The sequence below is a fragment of the Mediterraneibacter flintii genome (assembly GCF_055387595.1).
Genome location: NZ_AP031405.1, coordinates 793,761 through 811,102, shown reverse-complemented (window position 1 = coordinate 811,102; position 17,342 = coordinate 793,761). Strand labels below are relative to the sequence as shown.

Sequence of the window (17,342 nt, the reverse complement as noted above, 5' to 3'; positions counted from 1 at the left end):
CCTCTCTCAAAGGGCAAGTTCAAAACTGGATTTATCGTGTGCATTACATAAATAAAAATTCAATTTTACTCTGCATTATCACAATATATCTCTATTGCATCTGCTACAAATATTGCTGTACCTTCTCCACCATATGCATCAATATTTGTTGTAAAATCTCCACCTCCTGAATACATTTTTCCTAATCCACGCAAAATCTTATTTGTACAAGTATATAAGTTTTGGGTAATATAATCCTGTAATCTTCTTACAAGATTCTGTGCATCATCAGATGCTGGATTCATATTCTTCATCTCTCCGGCTTCTTTAAAAAAAAGCATAAATCTATCTGCTAAGATTTTCTCATCTTCTTCAGTTCGATTCTTTTGCTTTTCTTCCATCTCCTTATATTCTGGTGTATTACCGTATAATTCCTTTGCCTGTCTGCTATATTCATCTAATTTACTTCTATCAAAAGCCTTAAAATCCATGTGTTTCACTCCTAACAATTTTATTCCAAGAGCAAAGTTCATTAAGTTCTCAATATGTTCCTTTTTAAGCTTAAGCAGCTCTATTTGTTGTTCTAAAGCTTTGCTTCTGTCAAAATCAGGACTATTAACAATCATCTTAATGTCTTTAAGAGGAAACTCCAATTCTCGAAACAGCAAAATATGTTGAAGGCGTTCCAAATCTGCATCGTCATACAATCTGTAACCCGCATCGGTGTATCCCGTCGGATGTAAAAGACCAATCTTGTCATAATATTGTAGAGTGCGTATACTCACTCCGGCAAGCTTACTCACTTCATTTACTGTCATCATCATCATTTCCTCCTCTCTCGATAAATATACTTTAAACCATTACGCAACGTAGGAGTCAACAGTTTTTTCAAAAAATATTTTATACAAATTCCCGATTTGTATTTCTGTTTGTTTTAAAAATGGGCAATCCCGATTGGAATTGCCCACTCATTGCACTAATTATGCGATTTTTTCTTGCTTGCACCGATTTCTGCATCAATTGATGTAAGTTTGATGTAAATCGCTGTTTTTTCAGTTTTTTATCAAATGAAGTACGTCCCGTCTATTTGGTGAAACGGTACATCTTTACATCATCTTAATAGAGCTTTGCACCTGCCGGAATTCTGTCATCTACCATCAGAAGATGAAGCTTTTCTTCGCCTTCTTCTTCATGAATAGCACTGAGGAGCATACCGCAAGAGTCAATGCCCATCATCGCTCTCGGTGGAAGATTTGTGATAGCAATAAGAGTCTTTCCAACCAGTTCTTCCGGCTCATAAAAGCTATGAATACCGCTTAAAATGGTTCTGTCTGTGCCTGTTCCGTCATCAAGAGTAAACTGTAACAGTTTCTTTGACTTCGGTACTGCAACACACTCTTTAACCTTTACTGCACGGAAATCTGACTTGCTGAATGTATCAAAATCAACAAATTCCTCAAATAAAGGCTCTACCTTTACCTTAGAAAAATCAATCTTTTCAGACTCAGTTTTTACATTTTTTTCAGGTGCTTCAGAAGCTGTATTATTTACATCATTTTTCTTATTTACACCATCTAAGGACTTCATTGTCGGGAATAAAAGCACATCTCTTATTGCCGCGGAATCTGTCATCAGCATACACATTCTGTCAATTCCGAATCCGATTCCTCCGGTAGGCGGCATGCCGATTTCCAGTGCATTTAAGAAGTCTTCATCTGTTGTATTTGCTTCTTCGTCTCCCTGCGCCAGCAGTTCTTCCTGCGCCTTAAAGCGCGCTCTCTGATCGATCGGATCGTTTAACTCAGAATAAGCGTTTGCCATCTCCCACCCATTCATAAAGAATTCAAAACGTTCCACATACTCTGGATTCTCTGGTTTCTTCTTTGTAAGCGGTGAAATTTCAATCGGATGATCCATTACAAATGTCGGCTGAATCAAATGCTCCTCTGCAAATTCTTCAAAGAATAGTGAAAGTATATCGCCCTTTTTATGGCGTTCTTCAAATTCAACATGATGTTCCTGTGCAAGTGCTCTTGCCTGGTCTAACGTCTCTACCTCGTTCCAGTCCACACCCGCGTATTTCTTTACTGCATCTACCATTGTAATTCTCTCAAACGGTTTTCCTAAATCCATCTCTACACCGTTGTAGACAATCGTAGTTGTTCCGAGCACCTCCTGTGCCACATGGCGGTACAGATTTTCTGTCAAATCCATCATACCGTTATAATCTGTATATGCCTGGTACAGCTCCATCAAAGTAAATTCTGGATTATGTCTTGTATCCAATCCCTCATTCCGGAACACTCTGCCGATCTCATAGACTCTTTCCAGGCCGCCGACGATCAAGCGTTTTAAATACAGCTCCAGGGAAATACGCAGTTTAAAGTCTTCATCCAGCGCATTAAAGTGAGTCTCAAAGGGCCTTGCTGCTGCTCCTCCCGCATTGCTGACCAGCATAGGTGTTTCTACTTCCATAAATCCTTCTTTGTCCAGATAACGGCGTATAGCGCTTAGAATCTTGGAGCGCTTGATAAATGTATCCTTCACATCTGGATTCATGATCAAATCCACATATCTCTGACGATAACGGACATCCGTATTCGTCAGCCCATGGAACTTCTCCGGCAATATCTGAAGACTTTTGGTGAGCAGTGTAACAGAGGACGCGTGAATCGATATTTCTCCTGTTTTTGTCTTAAATACTTCGCCTACAATGCCAATCACGTCGCCTACATCCATTTTTTTGAACTCTTTGTAATTCTCTTCTCCCACACTGTCTCTTGCAACATAGGACTGGATGTTTCCCTTTAAATCCTGAAGATTACAGAAAGATGCTTTTCCCATCACACGTTTGGACATCATGCGTCCGGCGATAGAAACTTGTTTTCCTTCCAACTCGTCATACTTATCTTTAATCTCCTGACTGTGGATTGTCTGCTTATATTTTGTGATAGCAAACGGATCTTTTCCATTTGCCTGAAGCTCAGCTAACTTCTCACGGCGCACCTTTCTTAACTGGTTCAAATCTGGTTCCTGTACATTATTCTGCTGTTTGGACACTGCTTTTCTCCTTTCTTTATATGCCAATTCAGCCCCCTGTAAAAGGAGGCTGGATTCGAAAAACTATTTACATGGAACGGCTGATATCTAGCACTTTATACTGAATGATTCCTGCCTGTGTCTCTACGTCCACTGTCTCTCCGACTCTCTTGCCTAACAGCGCCTGTCCAACCGGAGATTCATTGGAAATCTTCCCTTCCAGGCTGTTTGCTTCCGTAGAACCGACAATCTTAAATTCCATCTCTTCATCATACGTAATATCGAATACTTTTACCTTGCACCCTACATTAATCTTGTCAAAGTCAACTTCGTCCTCAACGACGACCTCTGCGTTTTTCAGAATGCCTTCCAGCTCTTCAATCCTCGCCTCGATGTCCCTTTGTTCATCCTTCGCAGCATCATATTCCGCATTCTCAGACAAGTCTCCCTGCTCTCTCGCCTCTTTGATTTTCTGTGCAACTTCTTTTCGTTTGACTACTTTCAGAGTCTCAAGCTCATCCTCCAGAGCTTTCAGTCCCGCATACGTAAGCAGTCTTTTCTTTGCCTCTGCCATTGTTACCTTTGCTCCCTTTCTTTCCAGTATTTTTGTTATATGTTATAATAAAATTTTCTCTCCTGCGCTTACTTGTCAGAAGAGGCTGTCATTCTTTTCAATTATATTTCACAATTTCAATATTATAACCAATCCCTATAATGATGTCAAGAGATTTACCAACTCTTCATAGGACTCTACTTTATTAATCTTCTCACGCAGCCTGGCTGCGCCATGCAACCCCTTCGTGTACCATGCCACATGCTTTCTCATCTCCCGGATTCCGGTATAGTCCCCTTTATATTGGATCTGAAGCGCCGCATGTCTTAGCATTGTCTCCTTTACCTCGTTTACATTCGGGCGGGGAGGAATCTCTCCCGTTTTTTCATAGGCGGTTAATTCTGAAAAAATCCAGGGATTTCCCTGTGCGCCTCTGGCAACCATCACTGCGTCACAGCCGGTAACTTGCTGCATACTAACCGCCTTCTCCGCGGATGTGACGTCTCCATTTCCAATTACGGGAATGCGCACCGCTTCCTTCACCTTCCGTATGATTTCCCAGTCCGCCTTTCCGCTGTAATACTGCTCTCTTGTCCTTCCGTGGACTGCCACCGCTGAAGCGCCGGCCTCTTCTATAATCTTGGCAATCTCGACTGCATTGACATGTGCCTCGTCAAATCCTTTTCTTATCTTCACTGTGACTGGTTTTTCAATCGCCTTCACTGTCGCACTGACAAGCTCGTACACCCGCTTTGGCTCTTTCATCAAGGCAGAGCCTTCTCCATTTTTCACTACCTTGGGCACCGGACATCCCATATTAATATCCAGAATAGAAAAAGGGCGTTCTTCAATCCGCTTTGCCATCTCACTGACGATCTTTGGATCGGAGCCGAATAATTGCAGAGAAACCGGAGTTTCATTCGGGTGAATGGTCAGAAGGCTTTCTGTATTCTTATTATTATATAATATTCCTTTTGCACTGATCATCTCCATACACAAAAGACCCGCGCCCTTTTCTTTGCAGAGCAAGCGAAATGGCAGGTCTGTCACGCCTGCCATCGGTCCTAGTATATAACAGTTGTCAAGCTTTACATTTCCGATTGTGAACTGTTTCATCTCTATTATCCCATTATTTCTTATTTTTATTATAAATCAGCCTCAACCCATTGAGCGTCAACTGCGGATCATAGGCGTCAATGCTGTCTGTCGATTCTGCAATAATTTTCCCCAGACCTCCGGTAGCAATCACTGTAAGCGACTCATACGGCGCCTCTTCCTTTATCCTCTGTATAATGTACTCCGTCTGTCCGATTGCCCCATATATAAGCCCTGCCTGCATACTGCTGATCGTCTCTTTCGCCAGTATCGATCTCGGCTTTTTGATTTCCACCGCCGGAAGCATCGCAGTACCGCCCCACAGAGAACGTCCCGCTGTCTCAATGCCCGGCGCTGTAATGCCTGCCTCAAATGTTCCCTCCGGCCCGATCAAGTCATAGGTCGTTGCAGTACCAAAGTCCACTACTATGACTGCGCCTTTGGCAATCTCATATCCTGCCACCGCGTCCACGATCCGGTCTGGACCGATTTCCTTCGGATTCTCCGTTACGATACGAATCCCCGTCTTAATACCAGCCGATACAACAAGTGGCTTTACTTCCAGATATTTAATGATTCCGTTTGTCAGAGAATGCATAATATCCGGCACTACAGATGCGATTATTACCGCGTGGATGTCCTTTGGCGATATATTCCTGTGTTCCAGTATCCCACAGATTGTAAATCCATATTCATCTGATGTCCGCGCCTGTTTCGTCGTCATGCGAAACGTCCCGATCAGAACCTCACCGGCAAATACGCCCATTGTAATATTGGTATTCCCTACATCAATCGTCAGCAGCATTTTCTTCCTCCTTGAACTCTTCACCTAGATAAAAAATCTTAAAAAATAGTTCTAATGATTCGAACAGCTCTACTTTTGTCTGCTGCAGCTCTTTTATTTTCAGCACACTGCCAATCTCATCAAATGTAAAATCGTTCTCCTCATGGTCTACTTTCAATTCCAGATTCCCATCCTCATCAAATACGAGCAGAAGAATTCCTCCCACGTCCTCTGTGTACAGCACACACATAATTTGAAGCTCCTGCTTGATTTCCTCCGGCAGAGCGTCAAACTCTGGATTCAAATAAAATTTCTGTTCATAAGCGCTCGCTGCGCACAATACAATTTCTTCCTCCATCTGTTTTCCTTCCCGCATGCCTTCTCTTTTTTTCCTTATACATACCCATAGACTCCTCTGACAGACACCTCTCCGGCATATATGACCTCCTGCGTGCCATCTTGTCTGCGCACCAAAAGCTCTCCTGACGGATTGATGCCCAGGGCATACGCCTTGTATGTTTCCTTTACTCCCAGAATCTGTACTTCCCGATTCCGGTTTACAAGCAGCTTGTTATATTCTTCCTGGAGCAAAGATAAGTCCTTCGTCTCCATAAATTTTGCATAGCACACCTCATAAAAGCGCATAATTTCTACAATCACAGGCGCCCGCTTCACCATGCTGCCGGTTTCCAGAAAAAGGGAGGTAGCCATATCTTTGATCTCTTCTGGAAACTGCTCGATATTGACATTAATTCCAATTCCCGTCACAACATAATTGATATAGTCAATCTCCGTACTCATCTCTGTCAGAATACCTACCAGCTTTTTGCCATTTACCACAATATCATTGGGCCATTTAATCTGAATCTCCAGTCCTGTACAGCTTTTCAGTGCTTCCGCCACAGCACACGCCGCCACCAGTGTCAGCATAGGTGCCTTTACCGGAGGAATATCTGGCTTTAAAAGCAAGGACATATAAATACTTCTTCCCGGTGAAGAAACCCAGCCACGACCGCGTCTGCCCTTTCCGGCGCTCTGCATATCCGCCACAGCCAGTGTCCCATGTGGCGCTCCTTCTTCTCCCAAGAGTTTTGCCCGTATATTCGTAGAATCTGTCTCTGCATAATAGGCAATATTCTGTCCTGCCCATTCTGTGCGAATCAGACTTTTCAGTTCTTCTTCTGTCATCACATCTGGACTGTCAATGATCCGGTATCCACGGTTCCTGACCGCCTCCACTTGATACCCTTCTTCTTTTAATTGTCCAATCACCTTCCACACTGCGGTTCTAGAAACTCCAAATTTCTCACAGAGCTGCTGTCCTGACACATAGCTGCCATTCTCCCGCAGCATTTTTAAAATTTCCGCTTTCACAAGTTCTCACCCTGGTTTTGCAATCTTCTTATTTCTTACAATGTAGCCATCATCACTGCCTTGATGGTGTGCATACGATTTTCCGCTTCATCAAACACTTTTGATTTTTCCGACTCAAATACCTCGTCCGTCACTTCCATATCCTGAATACCGAAGCGTTCTCCCATTTCTTTTCCGATTTTTGTCTTTAAGTCGTGGAAGGCAGGCAAGCAGTGCAGGAAAATCGCTTCCTCCTTTGCATTTTCCATGACTTCCATCGTGACTTTGTACGGCGCCAATTCACGAATACGTTCTTCCCATACTTCATCCGGCTCTCCCATGGACACCCAGACATCCGTATAGATCACATCCGCCTCCCTTGTCCCAGCTTGCACATCCTCTGTCAAGGTAATGGTAGCTCCACTTTCCTTTGCATATCCTCTGCACAGGTTTACCAACTCCTCATTCGGGAAATATTTTTTTGTCGTACATGCCACAAAGTGCATCCCCATCTTCGCACAGGCGATCATAAGAGAATTACCCATATTAAATCTGGCATCTCCCATATAAACCAGCTTTATTCCTTTTAATGTTCCGAAATTCTCACGGATTGTAAGAAGATCTGCCAGCATTTGTGTAGGATGGTACTCATTCGTCAGTCCGTTCCACACCGGAACTCCTGCATATTTTGCCAATTCCTCCACAATCTCCTGACCGAATCCGCGGTATTCAATCCCGTCGTACATCCGTCCGAGCACACGCGCCGTATCTTCGATACTCTCTTTTTTCCCAATCTGAGAACCTGACGGATCCAGGTAGGTTGTCCCCATTCCCATATCATGCGCCGCCACTTCAAAAGCGCAGCGGGTTCTCGTACTAGTCTTTTCAAAAATCAGCGCGATATTCTTTCCTTTATAGTGATCGACCGGAATTCCGTTTTTCTTTTTCTCTTTTACATCAGCCGCCAGATCCAGCAGATATGTGATTTCCTCCGGTGTAAAGTCCTTCAGTGTCAAAAAATTTCTTCCTTTTAAATTCATCTTTTTGTCCTCTCCTATATCTATAAATACATGTGTAAAACGCGGCAGATTCACTTTATCCGCCAGCGCTTCATATCTCTCTTTTACAATCTCGCCCAGCGTATCTACCGTATAAATCTGATATTTTGGCACACGCAGCAGCTTCGCGCTCGCCTCCAGCATAGCCAGATACAGCTCTTTGTCTGTAAATCCAATCGGCAGCTTCAACACAAATGCCATTTCCGCCTTTTCTCTGTCTGAAATGCTGCTCATTTTTTCATTATACCATATTTCTTCATGGTTCTGTTCCAGATAATATATAAATCCTTCCAGACCGTACAGCATCCTTTTGGCGTCATAATATCCTATCTTTAAATTCTGCCGGCTCCTTCTTCCATCAAATTCTATAATGCTTCCTAAGCGTACCCTCGGCCCGATCTCATAGACCTCGCTGTCCTTTGGCATTTTCACCCTGGGCACTCTTCCCGGCCCGTAGATCCGGATTTCAATAATATCCGTATATCCTCTTTTTACAAGAGAATGCAGCGGCACATTGTTGACGACTCCGCCGTCGATATACCGCTTGCCATGCAGCTTTTCGTTCTTGAAGCCAAGCAGATAGGCGCTTGCCAATAAGAAATCCTCCAGCATGCCTTCTGGTATATCTTCTATGCTCAAATCCAGCTCTTTCATATCTGTGAGAGAAAAGGTCAGCAGGCAGAACTCTTTTCCAGAACTCCGTATCTTCTCCTCATCCACCATCTCGTGAATCAGACGGCGAAGCGGGGTAATGTCCACACCGCCTTCTGAAAGTGTACTCCACACCTCTGAGATGACATCCCCGATCTTCCGTTTTCCGGCGAAGAGTTCCTCCATCCATCTGTCATCCACATCCATTACTTTCGAGAAGGTCATCTCACTCCATATTTTTTCTGCGTTTTCTATATCATCCATACAGATAAGCGCACCGTTTAACGCCCCTACAGAAGTGCCTGCCACCGCATTGATTTTCACTCCGGCTTCTTTCAACGCCTTCCATGCTCCGATCTGATAGGCCCCGCGTGCTCCCCCGCCGTCTAAAACAATCCCGTACTCCTTTGTCAAATCCAATAATGGCTCCATAACCTCACCTCTGTTGGTAGTATACTATATATCTGTATAAAAATACAATCAAAACACCTCTATTTCTTCTTCCTTCCACACTGCCGGCAGATGAGAAATTCCAGATAATCCACTGTCTTTTCCGCTGTCTCCTTTAACCAGATTCTCCCATTTTCCTTTGGATTGATACTATAATTATAAATGGCGCCCCTGCAAAACTCTAATATTTCCCATGTGAGCTTTGCACAATCACAACTTGAATCCATGGCCTGAATCTGCTTTTTTAAGAGTTGGAACACCTCCCGTTCCTCACTGAAAAAATAATCGTCAAAATAAGAAAGATGGCACATATATATGTGTCTGGTAAACGAGATGTTATCAAAATCAACCATATCATACAAATGATAAACAATATCATATATATTTTTCCTTGCATCTTCTGACAATTTCAGATTATGAAACACCTGATCAGCCGACCGGTATATATTTAAAATACATTCTTCTTTACATGAAAAGTATAAATAAAACGTCCCTATGGAAATATTAGCATCTTTACATATTTCCCTGATCGTTATTTTATCGAGAGATTTTTTCTGTACGAGCTTCTCGATGGAAACTAAAATCTGCTCTTTTGTAGATTGTGCTTTAAGCATGTGCAAAGGGTTTGGCATTTTATATGATCCCTCTTTCTTTTTAAAGTATTTTTAATATACATGAATCTGTGTGAAAAGTCAAAAATCGCTTGAAGGAACGCTTCTTTTATGTTATTATGAACATGTTCAGTGAACGCGTTCACACCAAACCTAAAACATATCATATACCCTGATCAAGTATATGGTTTATTAAGGAGAAAGTAAGTATGAATGAAGCATTAAAGCCTTTATTTAATCCAATGCAAATTGGAAAGCTCCAGATAAAAAACAAATTCTTCATGGCTCCTATGGGAACATTAGCAGAAAATGACGAACAGGGCTGTTACACAGACCGAGGCGTAGAATATTTCGTTCGCAGAGCCAAAGGCGGGGTGGGGCTGATCATTACCGGCGCAAACTGGGTTGAAAATGATGTTGAACCACATGCAAAATGCCTGTTTCCCTGTCCTACAACAATGCCGGACAAATACACCAAAAAGGCAAAAGAAATGACAGATAAATGTCATGCCTTTGGAGCTAAAATATTTCTTCAACTCACAGCAGGTACAGGACGTTCTACTCTTCCAGGAAATGCAGAAGATTATGTTGCTCCCAGCCAGATCAGCAATCGTTGGGATCCAAGGATCATCTGCCGGGAACTTAAAACAGAAGAGGTGGAGCATATCGTAAAATGTTTTGGAGATGCTGCAGCTGTCGCAAAACAATCCGGATTTGACGGTATTGAGGTTCACGCTGTACACGAAGGATATTTACTGGATTGTTTTACAATGAGCATCTTTAACCAAAGAAATGATAAATACGGCGGCTCTTTAGAAAATCGTCTCCGTTTTGCAATAGAGATTGTTCAGGAAATTAAAAAACGCTGCGGTGAAGATTATCCCGTTATTTTACGTTTTTCCATCAAGAGTTATATTAAAGAGCTGCGCCAAGGCGGGCTCCCAGGTGAAGAATTTACTGAAAAAGGGCGCGACATCGAAGAGGCGCTGACAGTTGCACAAATGCTCCAAGAAGCAGGTTATGATGCCTTTGACGCAGATGCCGGAAGCTATGATTCTTGGTATTGGGCGCATCCGCCTATGTATTTCAATAAGGGCATGTACCTGCCTTTGGCGAAAAGGCTGAAAGAAGTTGCAAAAGTTCCTGTCATAGTAGCAGGACGGATGGACGATCCAATCATGGCTGCAAAGGCTTTACAGGAAGGCATCATTGACGGTGTCGGCCTCGGAAGACCTTTGTTGACTGACCCTGAATATATCAATAAACTAAGAGAAGGACATGAAGAAAGGATCCGTCCTTGCCTTGGATGTCACGACGGCTGTTTCGGTCGTCTTTTGGAGCATGGTATGGGAAGTTGTGCGGTGAATCCCGAATGTGGACGTGAAACAATCGAAGGAATTTCCAAAGCTGCTGAATCCAAAAAGGTTGTCGTTATCGGAGGCGGACCGGCCGGAATGGAGGCAGCCAGAGTCAGCGCCCTGCGCGGTCATAAGGTCACTTTATTTGAGAAAAAAGACCGAATCGGCGGCGCTCTGATTATTGGGGGTATTCCAAGTTTCAAAAAAGATGACTTAAATCTCGTAGCTTGGTATGAGCAGGAATTGAAGCGTCTCGGCGTTGAAGTCCTTACCAATACAGAGGCTGATAAGGATGCCGTCGACGCAATACAGCCTGACGTAATTTACGCAGCAGAAGGCTCTGTACCGATTATTCCAAATGTACACGGTGTTGAAAATGCTGTTTTAGCTCAGGATATTTTAACGGGAAAGGTTCCTGCAAAAGAAAACGTGATCCTTGTCGGCGGCGGGCTGGTAGGCTGTGAAACCGCACTTCATCTCGCTATGCAGGGAAAGAATGTCACTATTGTAGAAGGATTATCGGATATCTTGAAGTCTGGCCCAATGCTCCCTCCGATGAATGAATGGATGCTGCGTGATTTATTAGCTTACAACAATGTAAAAATCATTCGGGATGCTTATTTATCTGAGGTAACGCAAGACGGTATTACAGTAACAGATAAAAACGGTGAAGTCAAAACATTATCCTGTGATCAAACGATCTTGTCGATCGGTTATCGTTCTATAAAGCCGGTATTTGATGATTGTCAGTTTGACTATGCACATATCTATCTGCTGGGAGACGCAAAGCAGGTACGTAATATCCGCAATGCTATTTGGGAAGGATACGAAGTGGCACGAAATATTTAGCCTCCTACATATCACAATATCTTTTCGTGCTGCCGGCTTTCTCATTCCGCAAGCAGTACCCAATATAGCTGTTATGCACAAGGGCGACCACAAAAGCATGGTTTTCCCTTGTGCTTTTTTATTTATTTGAATAATGCAGCCACCTCACACAATGACTCCGCCACAAAAAGAGCGCTGCCTTTAATCTCTTCCGAAGGAGGATTGATATCCGGTACGATAATATACGGTATACCCGCACGTTTCGCTGCCAGACCACCTGCATAAGAATCTTCCAATATCAGGCACTTCTCCGGTGCGACACCTGCTTTTTCTGCCGCTTTTAAGAAAATATCCGGCTGAGGTTTCCCGGCTCTTACTTCTTCTCCTGTGACGATATATGCAAATTCTTTTTCTATTTCTGCCGACGCAAGATATTTCTCTGCCCATACCCGCGGAGTTGACGTCGCAACTACTCGTTTTATCGCTCTTGCTCTCAATGCCTCCAACAGCTCCTTGAGCCCCTTTTTCACCGGAGCGCCTTCCTGACATAGCTTTTCACGAAGACGGGCAACCACCTCTTCCTTCATTCTAGCTATCTCTTCGTCTGCATATGCACTTTGGTTGAACTTCTGCATTTCCACTTTATTTACAGTTCCAAGTGTTTTTTTATATTCTTCCATATTGACCTGTATATTTTCTCTGGAAAATGCCTCTTCTATGCCAAGATAAAAATAGCGTTCTGTGTCAAGCATTAACCCATCCATATCAAAGATAACCAACTCCGTCCGCGACTTTAAAATATTTTTATCTAACATTTTCTTTCCTTTCTTCTCTGTCTTCCTGTCTCAAACATCAGGACTGCCGCGGCAACTGCCGCGTTCAATGACTCTGCCTTCCCCTCCATCGGAATCCGCACTTGGCAGTCCGCACAGTCCGCCACTTCCTTTCTCAATCCGTTTCCTTCATTTCCGATCAGAAACGCACAAGGCCTTGTATAGTCTTCCTCATCATAGAAACGCCTTCCATTTAAGTGGGCGGCATATACATGTATCTTCTTCTCCTTTATCTTTGCAATCTCTGCAGACAAATCTTCTGCATAATAAAAAGGAATTCTACAGATGGCTCCCATCGTAGAGCGAATCACCTTCGGATTATATATATCCACACAGTCGCTGCTCAGCAAGATACCTGTCGCACCGGCAGCCTCTGCGGTTCTAAAAATCGTGCCCAGATTTCCTGGATCCTGCAGATTGTCCAGTACAAGGATATGTGCCTTTTTCTCTTTCTTTTCCCCTGTAATATCTGCGAATCCATACTCCATCTGACGTACAACTGCCAGTATGCCCTGTGGTGTTTTTGTGTCAGAGACATAGGCAAACACCGCATCTGAAAAAATCTCTACTTTCTTTCCCAATCCATCTGTCTCTTTTTTATGTTTTTTCCACCAGCTCTCCGACACATACAGGCTTTTTATACGTTCTGCTGGCATTTCACGCACAATCCGAAGCCCTTCTGCGATAAAAACGCCTTCTTTGTTCCGTATCCTGCTCTTTTTTTGAAGCTGTACCAGCTCTTTTACTCTTTGATTTCCTGTGCTTGTGATTATCACTGTATCTTTTGTCTCCTTGTTCATTTACAGTTGTCTACATTTGATCCATCGCTCTTTTTTGTTGTTTCAAAATCATTCTGTATGGAATTTTTCCAACACAGAATTTGCTCCTATTACGATCAAGATGCCATCTACAGGGAGAGGCTCCTGTGGATCGAACATCACATTCACCTTCTCATCTTGAATAATTCCAACTACATTAATTCCATATTTTTCTCTGATCTTCAATTCAGAAAGGCTTCTTCCTGCCCATTTTGCCGGGATCACTGTTTCTGCCATACTGTATTCTGAGGAAAGCTCGATCCAATCAGAGAACGTACCAGATACAAGATTTTTCGCCACCCGGCTTCCCATCTCCCGTTCCGGATAGACGACAGAATCCGCACCGACCTTCTCCAGAATCGTCCCTTGCAGCCTGTCCTTCGCTTTTGCCAAAACATATGGGATACCCATCTCCTTGCTGAGCATCGTTGCCATGATACTCGCCTCCAAGCTCTCTGATACAGCAACCACTGCCCCATCCAGATTTCGGCCTCCCAGCGCCTGCATTGCCTCCGGATCCGACACGTCTGCCTTCATAGCATAGGACACCTGATCGGAAATTTCCTGTATTTTCTCATAAGACTTATCCACCACCAAAACATCACACCCGAGGCTTTCCAGCGTCAAGGCAACACTCCAGCCAAAGCTGCCCAGCCCAAACACTGCAAATTGCTTCTTCATACTTTCTATACTCCTATCCTAACATAATCCGTTTTTCCGGCAGCTCTCTAAATTGCGCGCCTGCCCTTGCCTTCCCTGCAAAAACCAGAGCCATTGTCATCGGCCCGATTCTGCCGATATACATCAGCACCATCAGCACTACCTGACTACCTCGCGTAAGTGAAGGCGTCAGATCCGCAGACAGTCCCACTGTTCCGATCGCTGATGTCGCTTCATACATGATATTTAGATAATCTCTGCCCGACTCCAATACCGTAATCACCACAATTCCTATCAGCCAGAATAAAAATGTCACCAACGTGATCGTGATTCCGGAGCGTACTATTGTATCATCTACTTTTCTTCCAAAGCACTCTGTATCCTTTCTTCCCCTCAACACAGACAACGCTGTCAAAAGCAGCATCGCCATCGTTGTCGTCTTAACGCCTCCGGCTGTTCCTGCAGGGGAACCACCGATAAACATCAAAATACACCCTAAAAGTCTGGAACCTTCTGTAAGCTCTGACTGCGGCACAGCCGCAAATCCGGCAGTTCTCGTCGTGACAGACTGAAAAGCAGACGCCATAAGCTTCTGCCCTGCACTAAATTCCTTCATCGTTTCCGGATTGTTATACTCTAGCAGAAAAAATCCGACTGTCCCCAAAAGAATCAATGCTGCCGTCATCGTCAGCACGATCTTGCTCTGGAGTCCCAGTCTACTCCACAACCTAGCCTTTGGTTCCTTCCCCCTCCATACTTTCTGCGTATTTACACGAATATTATGCCATACCGGAAAACCCAAACCGCCCATCACGATCAAAAACATCGTCGTAAAGTTTATAAGCGGCGAACTGGCATAGTCTATAAAGCTGTTGTTCCCCAATATATCGATCCCCGCGTTGCAGAATGCAGATATAGCGTGGAAAATCCCATAGCCAATTCCTCTATACAGCCCGTATTCCGGCACAAATTTTATAGAGAACAAAATAGCTCCGATTCCTTCCACCAAAAGTGTTCCTTTTAAAATTCGAATTACAAACCGTACAAGTCCTGTCAGCGTATCCAGCCCGTATGCCTGCTGTATCATCACCCGGTCTTTCATGGTAATTTTTCTTCTAAGTGCAAGAAAAAATGCCATTGTACACGCAATGACTCCTAATCCGCCAATCTGAATCAAGAGCATTAAAATGATTTTTCCCAGCAGCGTAAACTGTTCTGCCGGAATCACTGTCACAAGCCCTGTCACACACACTGCGGAAACTGATGTAAACAAAGAATCAAAGAATGCGATAGGCTTTTGATTACAGGCTGGCAGCCATAATAAAACCCCGCCGAGAAAAATAACCCCGAAAAATCCCAGCGCGACTTTCTGCATGGTAGTGAATCTTAATTTTCTGATACTTCGTTTTTGCTTTCCGTATTTCGTATCGTTGTATTTCCTTCCGTCCATTATACCTTAAATCTGTATCCCACACCCCAGATTGTCTCAATATACTGTGGATGTGAGGTATCATACTCAATCTTTTCCCTGATTTTCTTAATATGCACAGTTACCGTCGCAATATCCCCAATTGATTCCATATCCCATATTTCCCGAAACAGCTCTTCTTTTGTATATACATGATTCGGATGTTTTGCAAGGAAAGTAAGAAGATCAAACTCCTTTGTCGTAAAGTTACGTTCCTCCTCATTCACCCATACACGCCGCGCTGTCGTATCAATTTTAAGCCCACGGATTTCAATAATCTCGTTTTCTTCCACATTGCTTCCGATAAGACGCTCGTATCTTGCAAGATGCGCTTTTACACGCGCCACAAGCTCACTCGGGCTAAACGGCTTTGTCATATAGTCGTCCGCCCCAAGACCCAGTCCACGGATTTTATCGATGTCATCTTTTTTTGCCGAAACCATGATAATCGGTGTATTCTTTTGGTCACGTACCTGACGACAGATCTCGAATCCATCTACCCCCGGAAGCATTAAGTCTAAAATAATAAGGTCGAAATCTTCTTCCAGCCCTTTTTTCAGTCCTCCTTCTCCATCCGTCGCAACCTCTACCTCGAAACCGCTTAATTCGAGATAATCCCTTTCCAACTCTGCAATACTTTCCTCATCTTCCACAATCAAAATGCGTTTACTCATCCATCGGTACCTCCTGATATTTTCTTACTACAAAATACATAGTCGTTCCAATGCCCTCTTCACTGGTCGCCCAGATATTTCCGCCATGTTCTTCTACAATCTTTTTGACAATAGAAAGCCCAATTCCGCTTCCTCCCTTTGACGAATTTCTAGATGCATCCGTCCGGTAAAAACGATCAAATATATACGGCAAGTCCTTTGCCGCTATCCCTTTTCCATTGTCTCCAAGCTCTACCTGGATAAAGTCTCCCACATCCTTTAAATTCATTGTAATCTTTCCCTTTGGTTTATCCATATACTTCAGGGAATTTGAGACGATGTTGTTGATAACCCGCCTAAGCTGCTCCGGATCTACAATCACTTTAGAATCCACCTCCACATAATTACGGTATGTGAACTCCACCCCTTTTGCCTCCAATTCCATGTGTAAATCCTCAGCGCAGTCTCCAAAATAATTTTCTGCTGAAATCGTTGTAAAATTATATGGAATACGGTTCGTATCTATCTTAGAATACAACGTCAGCTCGTTGATCAGCAGATCCATCTCATTCGCTTTATTATATATGGTTTTGATGTATCTGTCCATTTTTTCCGGCGTATCTGCCACTCCATCCATAATTCCTTCCACATATCCCTTAATCGCCGTAATCGGTGTTTTCAGATCATGGGAAATATTGCTGATTAATTCTTTGTTTTCTCTGTCATACGCCACCTTTTCTTCAGCATTCGCCTTCAGCCGCAGCCGCATCTCCTCAAAGTCCTGGCAAAGCTGTCCAATCTCGTCGTCCGCTTCTCTTTTAATCTCAAAGTCTAAGTTTCCTTCTTTTATATTTCTCGCTGCCTTTTGAAGCTTTGCCAAAGGCACCGACACCGTACGATAAATCCAGTAGATAAGAAGCGCCGCCGTCAGAAAAACAATCAGCAGATATACCTGTTGTATTTCATTTACCTTGCGTGGCGCAAATGTATACATTGCAACGGTTGTAAAAATAGTAGGAAGTATCATCACCGTCATAAATGCAATAATCAGTTTCGTCTTTAATTTCATATTCGGCTCCTTTCCCTCGCCGCAACGACTGCATCAGCAGCTATTTTCCACTTGCAGTACACATTCACCGAAGGGCTTTATT

16 protein-coding genes are annotated in these 17,342 nt (G+C 43.4%); 1 reads left to right on the top strand and 15 read right to left on the bottom strand.

Annotation, left to right across the window (positions count from 1 at the left end):
• Window positions 1-65 precede the first annotated feature (65 nt).
• The 9 genes from ACZ5C4_RS03780 to ACZ5C4_RS03740 all read right to left on the bottom strand — a co-directional run bounded on the left by ACZ5C4_RS03780 (window position 66) and on the right by ACZ5C4_RS03740 (window position 9,594).
• The gene (locus tag ACZ5C4_RS03780; RefSeq protein ID WP_066557019.1) at window positions 66-800 is read right to left on the bottom strand and encodes a MerR family transcriptional regulator; all 735 of its coding nucleotides are present in this window, start codon (window positions 798-800) and stop codon (window positions 66-68) included.
• 295 nt (window positions 801-1,095) lie between these two features.
• Window positions 1,096-3,039, bottom strand: a complete 1,944-nt coding sequence (gene lysS / locus ACZ5C4_RS03775) for a lysine--tRNA ligase (protein ID WP_464522301.1) — start codon at window positions 3,037-3,039, stop codon at window positions 1,096-1,098.
• Window positions 3,040-3,106: 67 nt separating this feature from the next.
• Window positions 3,107-3,592, bottom strand: a complete 486-nt coding sequence (gene greA, locus ACZ5C4_RS03770) for a transcription elongation factor GreA (RefSeq protein ID WP_186875605.1) — start codon at window positions 3,590-3,592, stop codon at window positions 3,107-3,109.
• A 135-nt stretch (window positions 3,593-3,727) separates the two neighbouring features.
• A complete protein-coding gene (dusB, locus tag ACZ5C4_RS03765) occupies window positions 3,728-4,687 on the bottom strand; it encodes a tRNA dihydrouridine synthase DusB (protein WP_464519863.1) in 960 nt (319 codons plus the stop codon).
• A gap of 13 nt (window positions 4,688-4,700) precedes the next feature.
• Complete coding sequence (locus ACZ5C4_RS03760) at window positions 4,701-5,471, bottom strand: type III pantothenate kinase (RefSeq protein ID WP_464519862.1); 771 nt, start codon at window positions 5,469-5,471, stop codon at window positions 4,701-4,703.
• Window positions 5,455-5,808: a DUF6145 family protein gene (locus ACZ5C4_RS03755; RefSeq protein ID WP_186875808.1), complete on the bottom strand. Its 354-nt coding sequence runs from the start codon at window positions 5,806-5,808 to the stop codon at window positions 5,455-5,457. The genes ACZ5C4_RS03760 and ACZ5C4_RS03755 overlap by 17 nt, the downstream gene beginning before the upstream one ends.
• A 35-nt stretch (window positions 5,809-5,843) precedes the next feature.
• The gene (locus ACZ5C4_RS03750; protein WP_464519861.1) at window positions 5,844-6,824 is read right to left on the bottom strand and encodes a biotin--[acetyl-CoA-carboxylase] ligase; all 981 of its coding nucleotides are present in this window, start codon (window positions 6,822-6,824) and stop codon (window positions 5,844-5,846) included.
• A gap of 35 nt (window positions 6,825-6,859) precedes the next feature.
• On the bottom strand, window positions 6,860-8,944 hold the full coding sequence (argF, locus tag ACZ5C4_RS03745) for an ornithine carbamoyltransferase (protein WP_464519860.1): 2,085 nt from the start codon (window positions 8,942-8,944) through the stop codon (window positions 6,860-6,862).
• A 59-nt stretch (window positions 8,945-9,003) separates the two neighbouring features.
• Window positions 9,004-9,594, bottom strand: coding sequence for a TetR/AcrR family transcriptional regulator (locus ACZ5C4_RS03740; protein WP_464519859.1), 591 nt, complete (start codon window positions 9,592-9,594; stop codon window positions 9,004-9,006).
• 188 nt (window positions 9,595-9,782) lie between these two features.
• On the opposite strand from ACZ5C4_RS03740, the gene ACZ5C4_RS03735 reads away from it, so the two are divergent.
• A complete protein-coding gene (locus ACZ5C4_RS03735; RefSeq protein ID WP_464519858.1) occupies window positions 9,783-11,780 on the top strand; it encodes an oxidoreductase in 1,998 nt (665 codons plus the stop codon).
• A gap of 122 nt (window positions 11,781-11,902) precedes the next feature.
• On the opposite strand, the gene ACZ5C4_RS03730 is transcribed toward ACZ5C4_RS03735, so the two are convergent.
• The 6 genes from ACZ5C4_RS03730 to ACZ5C4_RS03705 all read right to left on the bottom strand — a co-directional run bounded on the left by ACZ5C4_RS03730 (window position 11,903) and on the right by ACZ5C4_RS03705 (window position 17,260).
• A complete protein-coding gene (locus ACZ5C4_RS03730) occupies window positions 11,903-12,574 on the bottom strand; it encodes an HAD family hydrolase (RefSeq protein ID WP_464519857.1) in 672 nt (223 codons plus the stop codon).
• Window positions 12,568-13,365: a TrmH family RNA methyltransferase gene (locus tag ACZ5C4_RS03725; RefSeq protein WP_464522300.1), complete on the bottom strand. Its 798-nt coding sequence runs from the start codon at window positions 13,363-13,365 to the stop codon at window positions 12,568-12,570. Before ACZ5C4_RS03725 ends, ACZ5C4_RS03730 begins: the two co-directional genes overlap by 7 nt.
• Window positions 13,366-13,440: 75 nt before the next feature.
• Window positions 13,441-14,091, bottom strand: a complete 651-nt coding sequence (locus ACZ5C4_RS03720; RefSeq protein ID WP_186875613.1) for a potassium channel family protein — start codon at window positions 14,089-14,091, stop codon at window positions 13,441-13,443.
• 13 nt (window positions 14,092-14,104) lie between these two features.
• Window positions 14,105-15,445: a TrkH family potassium uptake protein gene (locus tag ACZ5C4_RS03715; protein WP_464519856.1), complete on the bottom strand. Its 1,341-nt coding sequence runs from the start codon at window positions 15,443-15,445 to the stop codon at window positions 14,105-14,107.
• 74 nt (window positions 15,446-15,519) lie between these two features.
• Window positions 15,520-16,212: a response regulator transcription factor gene (locus ACZ5C4_RS03710; RefSeq protein ID WP_186875614.1), complete on the bottom strand. Its 693-nt coding sequence runs from the start codon at window positions 16,210-16,212 to the stop codon at window positions 15,520-15,522.
• Window positions 16,205-17,260: a sensor histidine kinase gene (locus ACZ5C4_RS03705; protein WP_186875615.1), complete on the bottom strand. Its 1,056-nt coding sequence runs from the start codon at window positions 17,258-17,260 to the stop codon at window positions 16,205-16,207. Before ACZ5C4_RS03705 ends, ACZ5C4_RS03710 begins: the two co-directional genes overlap by 8 nt.
• Window positions 17,261-17,342: the final 82 nt, after the last annotated feature.

Coding starts and splice junctions, on each gene's coding strand:
- ACZ5C4_RS03780 (WP_066557019.1), bottom strand. CDS start 800: ATGATGACAGTAAATGAAGTGAGTAAGCTTGCCGGAGTGAGTATACGC.
- greA (WP_186875605.1), bottom strand. CDS start 3,592: ATGGCAGAGGCAAAGAAAAGACTGCTTACGTATGCGGGACTGAAAGCT.
- dusB (WP_464519863.1), bottom strand. CDS start 4,687: ATGAAACAGTTCACAATCGGAAATGTAAAGCTTGACAACTGTTATATA.
- ACZ5C4_RS03760 (WP_464519862.1), bottom strand. CDS start 5,471: ATGCTGCTGACGATTGATGTAGGGAATACCAATATTACAATGGGCGTA.
- ACZ5C4_RS03755 (WP_186875808.1), bottom strand. CDS start 5,808: ATGGAGGAAGAAATTGTATTGTGCGCAGCGAGCGCTTATGAACAGAAA.
- argF (WP_464519860.1), bottom strand. CDS start 8,944: ATGGAGCCATTATTGGATTTGACAAAGGAGTACGGGATTGTTTTAGAC.
- ACZ5C4_RS03740 (WP_464519859.1), bottom strand. CDS start 9,594: ATGCCAAACCCTTTGCACATGCTTAAAGCACAATCTACAAAAGAGCAG.
- ACZ5C4_RS03735 (WP_464519858.1), top strand. CDS start 9,783: ATGAATGAAGCATTAAAGCCTTTATTTAATCCAATGCAAATTGGAAAG.
- ACZ5C4_RS03730 (WP_464519857.1), bottom strand. CDS start 12,574: ATGTTAGATAAAAATATTTTAAAGTCGCGGACGGAGTTGGTTATCTTT.
- ACZ5C4_RS03720 (WP_186875613.1), bottom strand. CDS start 14,091: ATGAAGAAGCAATTTGCAGTGTTTGGGCTGGGCAGCTTTGGCTGGAGT.
- ACZ5C4_RS03715 (WP_464519856.1), bottom strand. CDS start 15,445: ATGCAGAAAGTCGCGCTGGGATTTTTCGGGGTTATTTTTCTCGGCGGG.
- ACZ5C4_RS03710 (WP_186875614.1), bottom strand. CDS start 16,212: ATGAGTAAACGCATTTTGATTGTGGAAGATGAGGAAAGTATTGCAGAG.
- ACZ5C4_RS03705 (WP_186875615.1), bottom strand. CDS start 17,260: ATGAAATTAAAGACGAAACTGATTATTGCATTTATGACGGTGATGATA.